At 71.4% G+C, this 13855-nt stretch carries 13 protein-coding genes, 1 tRNA gene and 1 pseudogene; 8 read left to right on the forward strand and 7 right to left on the reverse strand.

The genetic code is table 11. The annotated features are described in order from the left end of the window. From AP234_RS37175 to AP234_RS11485, 3 genes are all read left to right on the forward strand, one after another. A partial coding sequence (locus tag AP234_RS37175) for a hypothetical protein (RefSeq protein WP_200926430.1) occupies positions 1–184 on the forward strand: 184 nt, incomplete at its 5' end. Between the two features lie 202 nt (positions 185–386). Then, positions 387–1301: a DMT family transporter gene (locus AP234_RS11480; protein ID WP_200926432.1), complete on the forward strand. Its 915-nt coding sequence runs from the start codon at positions 387–389 to the stop codon at positions 1299–1301. Positions 1302–1377: 76 nt separating this feature from the next. After that, entirely contained in the window at positions 1378–3027 is a 1650-nt protein-coding gene (locus AP234_RS11485) for a DUF2079 domain-containing protein (RefSeq protein WP_235558114.1), read from the forward strand. 92 nt (positions 3028–3119) lie between these two features. On the opposite strand, the gene AP234_RS11490 is transcribed toward AP234_RS11485, so the two are convergent. Further along, the gene (locus tag AP234_RS11490; protein WP_055479565.1) at positions 3120–4268 is read right to left on the reverse strand and encodes an FAD-dependent monooxygenase; all 1149 of its coding nucleotides are present in this window, start codon (positions 4266–4268) and stop codon (positions 3120–3122) included. A 67-nt stretch (positions 4269–4335) separates the two neighbouring features. On the opposite strand from AP234_RS11490, the gene AP234_RS11495 reads away from it, so the two are divergent. Further along, on the forward strand, positions 4336–4914 hold the full coding sequence (locus AP234_RS11495; RefSeq protein WP_055479566.1) for a TetR/AcrR family transcriptional regulator: 579 nt from the start codon (positions 4336–4338) through the stop codon (positions 4912–4914). On the opposite strand, the gene AP234_RS11500 is transcribed toward AP234_RS11495, so the two are convergent. Both AP234_RS11500 and AP234_RS11505 read right to left on the reverse strand, forming a co-directional pair. Next, the gene (locus tag AP234_RS11500; protein WP_055479567.1) at positions 4904–5500 is read right to left on the reverse strand and encodes a GNAT family N-acetyltransferase; all 597 of its coding nucleotides are present in this window, start codon (positions 5498–5500) and stop codon (positions 4904–4906) included. The genes AP234_RS11495 and AP234_RS11500 overlap by 11 nt on opposite strands. Before the next feature lie 115 nt (positions 5501–5615). Continuing rightward, a complete protein-coding gene (locus tag AP234_RS11505) occupies positions 5616–6212 on the reverse strand; it encodes a TetR/AcrR family transcriptional regulator (protein ID WP_055479568.1) in 597 nt (198 codons plus the stop codon). A 157-nt stretch (positions 6213–6369) separates the two neighbouring features. Between AP234_RS11505 and AP234_RS11510 the strand changes: the two genes are divergently transcribed. Both AP234_RS11510 and AP234_RS11515 read left to right on the forward strand, forming a co-directional pair. Continuing rightward, positions 6370–7155 (forward strand): nuclease-related domain-containing protein, encoded by a 786-nt coding sequence (locus AP234_RS11510; RefSeq protein ID WP_055479569.1) that lies wholly within the window; start codon positions 6370–6372, stop codon positions 7153–7155. 73 nt (positions 7156–7228) lie between these two features. Then, positions 7229–7302, forward strand: a tRNA-Lys gene (locus AP234_RS11515). 232 nt (positions 7303–7534) lie between these two features. Here the strand turns inward: AP234_RS11515 and AP234_RS11520 are convergent. The 4 genes from AP234_RS11520 to AP234_RS11535 form a co-directional block, all read right to left on the reverse strand. Next, complete coding sequence (locus AP234_RS11520; RefSeq protein ID WP_160330417.1) at positions 7535–8407, reverse strand: WD40 repeat domain-containing protein; 873 nt, start codon at positions 8405–8407, stop codon at positions 7535–7537. Positions 8408–8683: 276 nt separating this feature from the next. Next, a complete protein-coding gene (locus AP234_RS11525) occupies positions 8684–8989 on the reverse strand; it encodes a hypothetical protein (protein WP_055479571.1) in 306 nt (101 codons plus the stop codon). A 209-nt stretch (positions 8990–9198) separates the two neighbouring features. Then, complete coding sequence (locus AP234_RS11530) at positions 9199–10101, reverse strand: diacylglycerol/lipid kinase family protein (protein WP_055479572.1); 903 nt, start codon at positions 10099–10101, stop codon at positions 9199–9201. A gap of 2 nt (positions 10102–10103) precedes the next feature. Further along, positions 10104–11720, reverse strand: a complete 1617-nt coding sequence (locus tag AP234_RS11535; RefSeq protein WP_055479573.1) for an FAD-binding oxidoreductase — start codon at positions 11718–11720, stop codon at positions 10104–10106. A 141-nt stretch (positions 11721–11861) separates the two neighbouring features. On the opposite strand from AP234_RS11535, the gene AP234_RS11540 reads away from it, so the two are divergent. After that, positions 11862–13439, forward strand: a complete 1578-nt coding sequence (locus AP234_RS11540; RefSeq protein ID WP_055479574.1) for a glycerol-3-phosphate dehydrogenase/oxidase — start codon at positions 11862–11864, stop codon at positions 13437–13439. A gap of 176 nt (positions 13440–13615) precedes the next feature. Beyond that, positions 13616–13855 (forward strand): annotated as a pseudogene (locus AP234_RS37180) (hypothetical protein); the annotation flags it as partial.

Genomic DNA, 13855 nt, shown 5'->3' on the forward strand with positions numbered 1-13855 from the left:
CGGCCTGTCGGCGAGCTGGGTCTCGCAGAACGACAACGTCATCCAGCTCGCGCTGGCCGGGAACCGCATCGGGGTGCTCAAGTCCGGGGGTGACGCTCTGGTGAAGGAGGGTGGGCTGTCGGCGAGCTGGGTGTTGGAGAACGACAAGGTCATCCAGCTCGAGCTGGCCACCGGCACGGACTGAGTCCGGAACGTGCGCCGTTCCGAGCACCTCGGGACGGCGCACGTGGGCGTCCTCACCCCGACTCCTGAGGACATCTCTCGCACCTCTGCTCCCGGCGCGCCGCCTCGGCCCCGAGCGTTCTCGATCTCTCATGGCGTCGGCCCGCTCCACGGGAGACCTAAGCTTGGTCGGTGACTTCTTCCGCGGAAACCGGCCGGCACCCATGATCTGGGTGGGAGTGGCGATCGCCCTCGTCGGGGCGCTGGGATACGCGCTGGGCGCCGCCATACAGCAGTTCGAGGCCGTCAGAGACGGTGCCACGCTCACGCTGATGAAGCGGCGACGCTGGTGGATCGGCGGCTTCATCGGCTTCGCCGGGGCCTGCCTGCACGCCGTGGCGCTGAGCCTGGCGCCGCTCGTCGCCGTACAGCCGGTGAGCGTCACGACGCTCGTCTTCGCGGTGCCGTTCGCCGCGCTGATGTACGGCAGGCGGCCCCGGCGGGCCGAGATCGTCGGTTCGATCGCGGTGGCCGCCGGTCTGCTCGGCCTGATGCTGCTGGTCCCCGCGCACAACTCGATCCCCGTGCTGTCGGACGCCGCCGCCCTCGGGCTGATCGGGTGCATCGGACTGGTGGTCGCCGTCACGTTCCTGGCGGCCCGATGGGTGCGCGGCCCGCTGAAGGCGCTGTTCATGGCGATCGGCGCCGGCTCGGTCACCGGGACCGTCTCCACGTTCGTCCGGGTCGTCGGGGGCGGGCTCAACGGGGATCTGAGCCGTCTGCTGCACTGGTTCACGCTGGTGGTCCCGGCGCTGCTCGTCTGCGCCGTCGTGCTGCTGCAGAAGTCGTACGCCGTGGGCTACTTCGGCATCGCCTACGCCGGCGTCCAGGTGATCGATCCCATCACGTCGGTGACCGCGGGAGCCGTACTGCTGGGGGAGTCCCTGCCGACCGGAGCGGGCAACGTGATCCCCGCACTGCTGGCCGCCGGTGTGCTGATCGGCGGTACGATCACGCTGGGCCGCCTGACCCCCGATCGCGCCGCTGCCGCTCCACGCCGGTCCGGCGAGCCGTCGGCGCCCGCCGGCCCTCCCGTCGAGGGCGCGGTGGGCGACGTGCTGGGCGCGGGCCGCGCCTGAGGACTCGCGAGGCGCCGGGAGGAGCGACGGGACCGGGGCCCCTTGCGACTGGGCACCTTGTGACTGGGGGAGACCCGTGACGGAGCAGCCGCGGTCGATCCGGCGGGACCGAGGCGATCGCCAGGCCGGACAGGTCCGTACGGCGCCCTCGGCACCCGCCGAGCCTTCGACGCCGGAGCCGGACGAGCCCACCGAACCGGACGGATCCACCGAGCAGGACGAGTCCACCGAGCGGGACGGCTTCGCGCCGACGACGGCGAAGACGAGGCGGCGGCTGGATCGGCACGTCGTCGGGGTGACCACGATCACCGTGGCGGCGACCGGGGTCTACACGCTGCTCGGGCTCGTCCGCTTCTACCTGTACCGGGCGACCAGCCTCGACCTCACCCTCTTCGACCAGACGATCCGCGGGTTCGCCACGCTCGGCGCGCCGACCAGCCCGCTGCGCGGGGTGGACCTCGGGGTCGGGGTGGACTTCGTCCAACTCGGCGAGCACTTCTCGCCGATCCTCGCGGTGCTCGCCCCGTTCTACTGGCTGCACGACGGACCCGAGACGCTGATCGTCGCCCAGGCCGTGCTGTTCGCGCTGGCCATCCCGCCGATCTGGGTGTTCACCCGGCGTGTGCTCGGCACGGCGCCCGCCTACTTCGTCGCCGTCGCGTACGCCCTGTCCTGGCCCGTTGCGCAGTCGGTCAACTTCGACTTCCACGAGGTCGCGTTCGTACCCGTGCTCACCGCCCTGGTCATCGAACGCTTCCACGCGGGCAGGCGTGTCGCCGCGGCGGTGGCGGCCGTCGCCTTCCTGCTGGTGAAGGAGGACGCCGGGCTCATGGTCGCCGGGTTCGGCTGCTGCCTGCTGGTGACGCGCGGACGGCGGCTCGACGGGCTCGGCTACCTCGGGCTCGGCATCCTCTACACAGGACTCGCCCGGGGGGTCCTGATCCCGGCGGTCGGCGGCGATCCCGGGCTCTACTGGGCCTACGACGAACTGGGCAAGGACGTGCCCGAGGTGCTGGCCACGGCCCTGAGCGATCCGCTGCGCGTGCTGAAGATGCTCGTCAGCCCCCAGGTGAAGATCGACACATGGGCGCTCCTGCTCTGGCCGGCGCTGCTGACCTGTCTGTTCTCACCGCTGACGCTGATGGCGCTGCCGCAGATCCTGGAACGGATGCTCTCCGACCGCGCCATCTGGTGGGGCGTCGACTTCCACCACAGCGCCTTCACGGTGGCCGTCCTGCTGTGCGCCGGCGTCGACGGTACGGCGCGGCTGCTGCGATGGGCCCGCAGAGCGTGGCCCGATCCCCGCGCCGGCGCCCTGGCCTGGGCGGCCGGGGTGTGCGTGGTCGCGCTCACGCTCGTGCCGCGCTTCCCGTTCGACCAGCTGATCAGGCCCGAGTTCTACGAGACTCATCCGGACGTGGTCGCCGCAGGACAGGCGGTCGAAATGGTGCCCAGCGGGGTGGCCGTCGAGGCGGTCAACCACGTGGGGCCGCACCTGTCGGCCCGGACGACCGTGCTGCTGTGGAACGACCGGCCGCCCGTCGCCCAATGGATCGTGGCGGACACGGCCAGGGGCGCCTACCCGTGGGGGTCGGTGGACCGGCAGCGGGAGCGGGTGGAGGAGTTGAAGGCGATGGGTTACGAGGTCGTCTTCGATCGCGAGGGGTATGTGGTGCTGCACCGGACCGACCCGCCGCCCGGCGCGCAGCCCACGCCGACCAGGTGACCGGGGCCGGGAGCCGCGCCGGGCGGAAACCCCGGTCCTCGCTCCCTCCCGCTCCGCTCCCTCCGCTGGGTCACCGGAGCACGGAAACCGGCTCAACCGGGCCAGTGGAAGATCGCGTCGGCCTGGCGGAAGGCGGCGTTCGTGCCGAGGGCGCCCATCGCCAGCAGCAGCGTGTCGCGTAGGGCCACGGCCGGTCTGCTGCGCCAACCAGTGAGGCGGCCGATCGCCCGCGACCGGCGGACGATCCGCGTGGTCCGCGCCACCCGTGCCCGGCTGTAGGCGGCCAGGTCGACGGCCTCGCCCGCTTCCACCGCCGCGCCCGCCTGACGGGCCAGCACGACGGCGTCCTCGATGGCCTGGCAGGCGCCCTGACCGAGGTTCGGCGTCATCGGATGCGCCGCGTCGCCCAGCAGGGCGGCCCGTCCCCGGTGGAAGGCGGGAAGCGGCCTGTCGAGGCTGTAGATGTCATGGCGGAGCACGGCCGCGGGATCGGCGGCGGCGAGCAGCGCGGGGATGGGGGCGCGCCAGTCCCCGAAAAGCCTGATCAGCTCGTCCTTCTCGTCGGAGGCGCGCGCGCCCGGCGGCGCCGCCGCTGTGGCGTAGCAGTACACCAGGCCGCCGGCCATCGGCATCACGCCGAAGAGGGTGCCGTCGCCCCACGTCTCGCAGGCCTGCGGCGGGTCCGACCCCCGGTCGGCCGGGACGACGATCCGCCAACTCGTCACGCCCGTGTAGCGCGGCTCCGGATGTCCCGGGAACAGCGTGGACCTGGTCGCGGAGCGGATGCCGTCGGCGGCCACGACGAGGTCGGCGTCGAGGGTCCCGTCGGCAGTCACGACCCGGCCCGCCGCCGGGTCGACCGACTCGACCCGGCGGTTCAGGTGCAGCGCGCCCGGCGGCAGCCGTACGGCCAGCAGGTCGACGAGCGTCGCACGCGGGAGCAGCACGATCGGGTCGCCGTAGCGTGCCGTCATGGCGTCGGTGTCGGTGCGGGTCAGCCACCGGCCGTCCGGACGGCGGATGCCGCCCTCACCCTGGATCGCGGACAGCCTCCTGACCTCGTCGCCGATCCCGATCATGTCGAGCGCCCGCAGCGCGTTCGGGGCGATGGCCAGCCCGGAGCCGACGGGCTCGATCGAGGCCGCCTGCTCCAGAACGGTCACCGTCCAGCCCTCCTGCGCCAGGGCGACGGCGGCCGTCAACCCGCCGATGCCCGCTCCGATCACCACGGCGTGCGACATCACACCCTCCTTCACTACACATGTAGTAGAGCATACTACGGCCGTAGTGTCCTTCTAGGATGGGACGGTGTTCAGTCAGCGGGCGGCCCTCATCGCGGACACGGCCATCGCGATCCTGGCCGAGCGGGGCACACGCGGCCTGACGCATCGGGCGGTCGACGAGGCGGCCGCTCTGCCGCCGGGCTCGACCTCCAACCACGCGCGCACCCGTGCGGCGCTGCTCGAACTCGCGCTGTCCCGCCTGGTCGAACGCCAGGAGGCCGCCTTCTCCGCCGCGCTGGCCGCCGTCGCGCCCGGGAAGCGCGGGAAGGCCGCCGATCTGGCCGCCCTGGTGGCGCGGGCACTGCACACGGCGATGACCGAGCAGCGGGAGACGACGATCGCGAGGTACGAACTCGCGATGGAGGCGAATCGGCGGCCCGAGTTGCGCAAGGTCTACGACGAGCTGGGCCGCCGTTACCGAGAGCCGGTCACCGCCCTGCTCACGGCGGCGGGCTCGCCCGATCCCGTACGGCAGGGCAGGCAGCTGGTCGCCTATGCGGAGGGTCTGCTGTTCGACGCGGTGGTCGGGGCGGGGGGAACGCCCTCCCTCGATGACCTGCGTGCGGCCTTCGGGGAACTCCTTGGCCTCTTTCTCAGGGACTGACAGAGGCCGGGCGGGCGCTGAGGCGGGCCCGATGGGACGGCCATTCGTCGTCGAGGATGGAGTAGTAGGGGCTGTCGCGCCAGGTGCCGTCGCTCCGGCGGAGCTGCCGTCTGAGCACGCCCTCGCGTACGCCCCCGATCCGCTCGATGGCGGCCTGCGAGCGGAGGTTGCGGATGTCGGTCTTGAAGACGACGCGGGTGAAGCCCATCGCGCCGAAGGCGTGGTCGAGCAGCAGGATCTTGCACTCGGTGTTCACCGCGGTCCGCCAGTAGGCCGTGCCGTACCACGTCGAGCCGATCTCCACGCTCTCGTCGACGCCGTACACGTCCCAGTATCCGGTGGAGCCGATGACCCGCCCGGTCTCCTTGAAGACGACCGCGAACTGGGTGGTGTCCGGCCGGGCCAGCAGCGCGGCGACGTGACGCCGCATGTCCTCCTCGGACGCCGGGGTCGTGGAGGGCCGCCACCGCCACACCTCCTCGTCACGGCCCACCGTGAACAGGTCGGGCACGTGGTCGAGGGTGAGCGGCGTGAGCTGTACGGACCGGCCTTCGAGGACAACGGGTTCCGGCATCTTGGCAGTCATGCGCCGACGTTATCCGGCGCGTACGGCATCGGCCGATGGCCACTTGGCGGTGATCACCGAAGACCACTTCGGCCGAGAGGTACGCGGGCCGACGACGGGATCTCCGACGGGTCCGTCAGCCCACCGGCGCGAGGGACCTGAGCAGCAGGTCGGCGAAGTGGCGGCCGATCTCGGGGCCGGTCAGCGGGCCGCCGGGGTGATACCAGGTGCCGAGGTGGTGGACCGCGCCGAAGAAGAAGTCGACCACCATCTCGGCCGGGACGTCGCCGCGGAACACCCCGCCACGCTGGCCCTCGATCACCAGGTCGCGGAAGCGCTCGTGATAGCGGCGGCGGTCGGCCCTGACGATCTTGTAGACCTCGGGGGAAAGCTGATGCATCGACCGGAAGAAGACCTTGGAGTCGTCGAGGTTGTCCACCGTGGTCATGACGACGTCCCGCGCCGCCGCGTGCAGCCGCTCGGCGATCGGACCCGATGCGTCGGCGAACGTCGTCAGCCGCTCCATCTGCATGCGCAGCACGCGTCCGTAGATCTCGTGCAGCAGGTCGTCCTTCGAAGCGAAATAGTGGTACATGGCGCCCTTGGTCACTCCGGCCGCCGCCACGATCTCCTGCACCGACGTGCTCTCGAAGCCGCGCTCGGCGAACAGCCGGGTCGCCTCGGTCAGCAGGCGCTGCCGTACCGGCTCCTCGGTCGCCGCGCCGCGCGCCATCCGGTCCTCCCTCGCATGTCGCGAACAAGCATACCGACTGGTCGGTCGGGTCGATTCGGACTGGCGGAAATGCGCCAGTTCCCTCACCTTAGGAGGGCTGGGATTCCCGATCGGGTATTCCCGAAGAGAGCAGCAGCGACGAGTGTGGGGAGTTCGCGTGCCCAGTGGGTCGATCTATGTCCCGCAAGACGAGAAGTTCACCGGTGCCTCACCGCAGAACCTCTATGTCACCTTCTGGTATGCCGGGCGCAAGAACAGGCTGCGCGTCCGTGCCGCCATCGCCGTGGGCGGGTTCGTCGTGGGGAACCTGCTGGCCGTCAGGTTCGGGCTCGCCGCGTTCACCACCGGACTGGTGCTCGCGGCCGCCGCCGCCCTCACCGACTTCCTCATCGCCTGGCGGTCGTACGAGCGCACGGCCGTGTGGCGGGGCAAGCGCCGGGGCGAGGTGCGGACCGGCCGGCTGCTGCGCAGAGGCCTGCGCAAGTACGGCTACCGCGTCATGGACGGCCGGGCCGTACCGGGCGAGGCGTCGATCGACCACCTCGTCATCGGCCCGGGCGGCCTGTGGATCGTGGACAACGAGGCCTGGGCGCCGGACACCATCATCGCGCGGTACGGCGAGCGCCTGTTCTTCGACGAGAAGTTCGGCACCTCCGCAGCCAAGGGCCTGATCAACGCCGCCTCGTCGATGGCGACGCTGCTGAGCCGGGAGACCGGCATCGACGTCAGGATCTCGCCCGTGCTCGCCGTGCACAGCGGCAAGATCGTGGGGGGTGACGGGATCTGGGGATGGGGCGGCACGATCACCGGTGAGGGACTGACCGTCGCCTATCCACGCCGGATCGCGCGCTGGATCCGGTCACAGGACGACGCCGAGCTGACGGACGACCAGATCGAGTTGCTGGCGCGTACGGCGGCCCGCATCCTCCGCCGAATGTCGTGACCGGATCGGGCCCGGAACGCCCGCGGATCCGATTTTGAGTGATCTGGCCGGTGCGATACTCTCTAGGAGTTCCGCGCCGCTAGCTCAGTTGGTCAGAGCAGCTGACTCTTAATCAGCGGGTCCGGGGTTCGAGTCCCTGGCGGCGCACCGCGGTACGACCAGCGTGTCCATGGTTCCGTTCATGGGCGCGCTGATGCCGTTAATGGGGGGATCCGTCCCCCGTAGTCGGCTCCGTTTCGCCCGTCCGGCCCGAATGGGCATCCGGACGGGGGCCGTCCCGATGTGATTTCCGGGACGGGGTGCCCACGGACTTTCCGAACGTTCACGTGATCCGCGTCGGGTGAGGCGACGGCACGCCGTGCGATCACCCGTCCGACCGTCAGATCTTCCAGATGCGGACGGTGCGGTCGGTGCCGCCGCTGGCGAGATGCTCCCCGTCCGGACTGAACGCCACCGAGGTGACGGCGCCGCGATGCCCGGTGTACGGGAAGCCGATGACCGAATGCTCCTTCGTGTCCCACAGGAGTACGCTTCCGCTGCTGGTGCCGACGGCCAACCTTCTGCCGTCCCGGTGGAACGCGAGCGTGTTGACCGGGCTGGTGGTGTGCAGCGGCGGATCGACGTTCTCCTCACCGTTCCACAGGCGTACGTAACCGGGGGTGGCGCCGATCGCTATGAGGTTCGATGAGATCGCCAGACCGTTGACCGAGCTGATGTCGCTGATCGTCAGCAGACTGGGGTCCTCGTGGGTTTTCGCGGTCTGCCAGAAGCCCACGGTGTTGTCGGCATACGCGGTCATCAGCATCGAGCCATCAGGTCCGAAGATCACGAAATTGACCGCGGCCGGGCGTTTCCGCAGGGTCGCGGTGCTCTTTCCGCTCACCGTGTTCCACAACCTGCTGGTCCGATCCGTGCTGCCGCTGGCGAGGGAACCCCCGTCGGGGGAGAAGGCCACGGAGTTGACAGAGCCGGAATGTCCGGTGAGGACTGTTCTGGTGGTTCCGCTCGCCATGTCCCAGAGCCGGATGGTGTGGTCGGCGCTGCCGCTGGCGAGAGTCTTCCAGTCGGGGCTGAACGCCACGGACATGACGGCCGCGCTGTGGCCGGTGAGGGTCGCCCTGGTCTTCCTGCTCGCGATGTCCCACAGCCGGATGACACGGTCGGCGCCGGCGCTGGCGAGTGTCCTGCCGTCCGGGCTGAAGGCCACCGAGTTCACCGCACCCGTGTGACCGGTCAGAACCCTGGGATCCAACGGAATGGAGTCGCTCCTGGGGTGACTGCCGGATTCTGCCCGGTTTTCGGAATTCACCATGCGGTACACGATGACGACGCCGGACGAAATCGCTGCCGCGCCGATTCCGAACAGTACGGTGCGGCGTGAGAGGAAACCGGGTTTCCGATCTGGAAGGTGTACGTGTATTCCGGCACCGATGATCATAGGACCCTCGGCCTGATAGACGTCACCGCCGATGTCGTTGTTCGTCACCGCCTGCCGCGGCTCCCGCGGCTCCGGCTCGTTCGTCAAGATTCAACCCTGCTCTTGGATCAGATCGGCCCCTATCTCGGAGTTCGTCACGGTCTGCTCGCCGGAAGTTCCCATCTTCTGCCTGAGCCGGCCGCTGACATGCGCATCCCGGACGTGCTGGGACGCCCTCCCCGTGCCGCCGATCGACAGCCAGGCCTGGAGCGCCCCGCCGACTGTCACCAAGACCGCGGTGAAGGCGAACCACGCCATCGCCCAGCGCTCGGTGAGCACTCCCGTCGCGATGTTCACGAGGGCGGCGATGACGACCGTGCCTGCCGCTGCGATACCCCGCTTCGTTCCCGGACTCATCGCCGCTCCTCGACAGAACGAATCATCCAAGCTCTGTTGGTCGATTATCCATTGACAACCGGTGCCCGGCCATAGATTGGACAATCTTTCCGTCTAACGCCGGAATCGCCCTTTCAATGGAGCCCCGATTCTGGCGCAAGCAAAACAATAGATATGGGACAAGTCGCCAAAAGCGGACTCGATGTGCTCGCGGCCGGCCGTGTACGGGTTCAGTGAGGCGCGATGAGGTTCAGCGCGCCGGGGAGCAGGCGTACGGTCGCCGGGAACGGTGTCACGACCTCGTCTCCGTCGGCGTACAGCGGCACGGGCCGGTCGGTGTCGATGGTGACGGCCGTGGCGGTGGACAGCTCGACCTCGGGCCGATGGATGTGGGTGCCCTTCTGCGCCTCGGCCATGAACCTGCCGATCGAGAGCTTCGGCATGCCGGCGCGCACCACCATCACGTCGAGCCGGCCGTCGTCGAGGGCGGCCACCGGCACGATCCGCAGGCCGTGGCCGTACGCGCCGGAGTTCGCGATCACGACGGTGTCGGCCCGGACCCGCCGCTGGAGGCCGTCGACGGTGACCGTGAAGGTCGGCGCGCGCCAGGTCGCGATGGCCAGCGCGCCGGAGAGCCGGTAGAGCAGCAGCGCGGGCAGCCGCCGATGGCGGTTGATGATCTGGTTGGCGCGCGAGTCCACACCGGCATAGACGTTCCCCGGCACGATCACGCCGTTCACTTCGAGCACGTCGATGCTCCTGGGGGGACCGTCCAGGAGCAGCCGGGCCAGCCCGGGTAGCGCGGTATGGCCGCGGTCGGGCAGATCGGCGGGGAGGCCGAGGGTGCGGGCGAGGTCGTTGCCCCGGCCCGCGGGCAGGATCGCCATCGTGCCGCCGGCCGGGACCACCCCGGTGGCCACGTCCCTGACCAGCCCGTCGCCGCCGACGGCCACCACGACGTCGCCGCGCCCGGCCGCCTCGGCGGCGAGGTCGATCGCGTGCGTCCGGCTTCGGGTCTCCTCGGTGGTGACGACGGCGCCGGCCTCGGTGAGCAGCGCCGCGAGCGGCTCCCAGAGCGTACGGCTCGCGCGCCGCCCGGAGATGGGGTTGAGCAGGGCCGTGAAGGAACGCATGGTCAGCCTCCGGCAGGGGGGAGCAGCACTCCGGGGTTGAGGATCCCGGCGGGATCCAGGACCTGCTTGACCGCGTTCAGCGCCTCCACGGCCAGCGGGCCGATCTCCTCCGCGTAGGCGGCCCGGTGATCGGTGCCGACACCGTGGTGGTGGGTGATGGCCGCCCCGCACGAGCGGATCGCCAGGTTCGCGGCGGTCTTGGCGGCCGCCCACTGGGCGAGGGGGTCGGCTGCCTGGGCGCAGACCACGGTGAAGTACAGCGACGCGCCGGTCTCGTACACGTGTGAGATGTGGCAGAGCACCACGGGCGGCGTCCCCCGGCCGGTCAGCTCGGTGGTCAGCGCCTCGGTCACCGCTGCGCGCAGCCGGTGCAGGCCGGACCAGAACGCCGCCGTCTCCAGCGTCTCGACCAGGCCGCCCGCCGCGAGGATCGGGTCGCGCAGGTATGGCGCGCGGAAGCGGCCCGCGCGCCAGGACTCGCCGGGCCCGGCCCCGAGGGGTGTGCCGCCCGCGGCCAGGAGCACCTCGGTGGCGGCCGCACGCCGGGCCGCCACCTCGGCCGGATCGCCCTCATAACCGGTGATGGCGAGGCAGCCGCCGGGGCCGCTCCCAAGGGCGGCGGCGGGGTCGGCGAGGTTGACCGCGGTCTCCAACTCGTCCGACAGCCGCAGCACGGTCGGCAGCGGGCCGTCCTGAGCGAGCCGGCGCAGCGCGGCCGCGCCCGCCTCGAACGACGGGAAGCGCCACCCCTCGAAGACCCGCTCACCGGGCACGGGCCGTACGCGGACCCGCACCGAGGTGATGACGCCGAGCACGCCCTCCGAGCCGAGGACGAGCTGGCGCAGATCGGGACCGGCGGCGGACTTCGGCGCGGTGCCGAGCTCGACGGTGCCCCTCGGGGTGGCCAGGACCAGGCCGACGACCATCTCGTCGAAGCGGCCGTATCCGGCGGAGGACTGCCCGGCCGAGCGTGCCGCGGCGTAGCCGCCGATGCTCGCGCCCTCGTACGACTGAGGGAAGTGGCCGAGGGTGAACCCCTGCTCGCGCAGCAGCCGCTCGGCCTGCGGCCCGCGCAGCCCGGCCTGCAGTACGGCGGTGCGGGAGACGGGATCGACCTCCACGAGCGCGTCCAGGCGGCGCAGGTCGAGTGTGACGACCCCGGCGAACCCGGCCCGAGCCGGGGCGAGACCGCCGACCACCGAGGTGCCGCCTGAGTAGGGGACCACCGCGATCCGATGCTCTGCGCAGACCCGGAGCACCGCGACCACCTCGTCGTGCGAACCGGGGAACACCACGGCGTCCGGAGCGTCGGCCGCGTCGCCGGCCCGCAGCCGGAGCAGATCCGGAGTCGACCAGCCACGGGTGTGCGCGAGACGCGCGTCGTGACCTGAGTCGACGTGCTCGGCGCCGACCTCGGTCGCCAGCGCGGCGCGTGCCTGCTCGGAGAGCGCGACCGGCGGGAGCGGCACGGCGTCGGGCGGGACGGCGGGCCGGGAGGGCGCGGTCACGCCCAGGCCCGACAGCGCCGCGTGGATCGCGGGAGGCAGGCCGCTGTGATGAGCGGGATCCCCCCACAGATACGGATGGAAGCCGACGACGGGCAGTTCGGTTTCAGCCAAGGGAGATCTCGCAACTCTCGACAGGGAAGGCCACCGCCAGGGAGACGAGGCCCAGCTTAGGCACGGGCGGATCGGGCCGGAAGCCCGGACGGGCGCCGAGTGGACGGGGCGCCCGATTCGGGAAGCACTAATCTGGCCGACGTGACCGACGGCACAGAACCCACCTCGCTGAACGCCCGACGCCGTGCGCGTGACCTCGATCATCTCAGCGGTGCGCCGCGGGTCGACCTCCTGGTCATCGGAGGGGGCGTGACCGGGACCGGGGTCGCGCTGGACGCCGCCTCTCGCGGCCTGTCCGTCGTGCTCGTCGAGAAGCATGACCTCGCCTTCGGCACCAGCCGGTGGAGTTCGAAGCTGGTCCACGGCGGGCTCCGCTATCTGGCCACGGGTCAGGTGTCGGTGGCCTATGAGAGCGCGGTCGAGCGCGGCATCCTCATCGAGCGCACCGCGCCGCATCTGATCCGGGCGCTGCCCAACGTCTTCCCGCTCCTGCCGTCCCTGGACGCCAAGGGCGCGGCGATGATCCGCGCGGGATACCTGGCCGGAGATCTCCTGCGCGCCGCCGCCGGCACCTCGCGGCACACCCTGCCGCGTTCGCGCCGCCTGTCGCGGGCGGAGGTTCGCGGATACGCGCCGACCGTGCGGGAGGCCGGCCTGCGGGGCGGCCTGGTCTTCTGGGACGGCCAGCTCGTCGACGACGTACGCCTGGTGGTGGCGCTGGCCAGGACGGCGGCCGGTCACGGCGCCCGGGTGCTCACGCGGTGCTCGGCGGTCGAGGCCGGCGGTCAGGGCGCGCTGCTGCGTGACGAGCTGACCGGCGCGACGTTCGAGCTGGACGCCGCGGCGGTCGTCAACGCGACCGGGGTGTGGGCCGGCACGCTGGCCGACGGTGTCGCCATGCGGCCCAGCCGGGGCACCCATCTGGTCTTCTCCCAGAGGTCCTTCGGCGGGCTGAACGGCATGAACGGGCTGACCGCCGCGCTCACCGTTCCCATACCGGGGGAGAGCAGCCGGTTCGTGTTCGCGCTCCCGGCGGCGGGCGGGCGGGTCTACGTCGGCCTCACCGACGAGGAGGTCTCGGGCGAGATCCCCGACGTGCCGACGGCGAGCGAGGGCGAGATCGACTTCCTGCTGGACACCATCAACTCGGCGCTGCGCGTCCCCCTCACCCGCGCCGACGTGGTGGGGACGTTCTCCGGCCTGCGGCCGCTGCTCGACAGGGGTGGGGCGCGTACGGCCGACCTGTCCCGCGAGCACGTGGTGCTCACGGGCGGGGACGGCATGGTAACCGTGGTGGGCGGCAAGCTCACCACCTATCGGCGGATGGCGCAGGACGCGGTGGACGCGGCCCTCGCGGCGGCCAGGGCGCGGGGGCGGCGGATGCGGGCCGGTCCGGTGCGCACCCGGGCGCTGCCGCTGGTCGGCGCGGCGAGCCGGGCCGCCCTGGCGGCCGTCCAGGCCCCGCCCGCGATGATCGGCAGGTATGGAACCGAGGCCGTCGACGTGGTGGCCGGGGCCGGAGGAGATCGGACGCTGCTCGAACCGATCGCGCCGGGCGTCGACACGACCATGGCCGACCTGCTGTTCGCCGTACGCCACGAGGGCGCGCTCGACGTCGACGACCTGCTCGACCGGCGGACCCGCATCGGTCTCAGCGCCGCCGACCGGGCCAGTGCCCTACCGGCGGCCGAGGAGGCGCTGGCCCGCGCCGCCGGATGATCCCGCGTACGGCTCAGGCCTGTGGATAACGTCCTCACCGGGGGTGCGGGGACTGAAAGAATCACGTCGTGACCGAGGGTCCCCCGTCTGCGGGCACTGCCGTACGCCCTTGAGGCTTCGATGCGGTCTTCCCGGCGGAGGTTGCCCATTTTGCGCGATCGCGAGGAGAAAGCCGGATGGGCAAGGCGAACCGGGAGCGGCGCAGGGCCAAGGAGAAGGAGCGCGGGCGCAGGCAGCAGGGCCGGGGCGGTCCGGGCGGCGATGCCTTCGGCTTTCCCCGATGGCAGCCCCGGCCGTCGCCCGAGGAGATCGTCACCGGGCTGCTGTCGGCGGCGCTGGACGCGCGACTCGACCGGGACGAGGCGGGGTTCTCACAGTATGCGACGGCACTGGCCGAAGCCCCGGCCGAGCTGCGG

It is taken from the genome of Sphaerimonospora mesophila (genome assembly GCF_001417795.1).
Classification (GTDB): Bacteria; Actinomycetota; Actinomycetes; order Streptosporangiales; family Streptosporangiaceae; genus Sphaerimonospora; species Sphaerimonospora mesophila.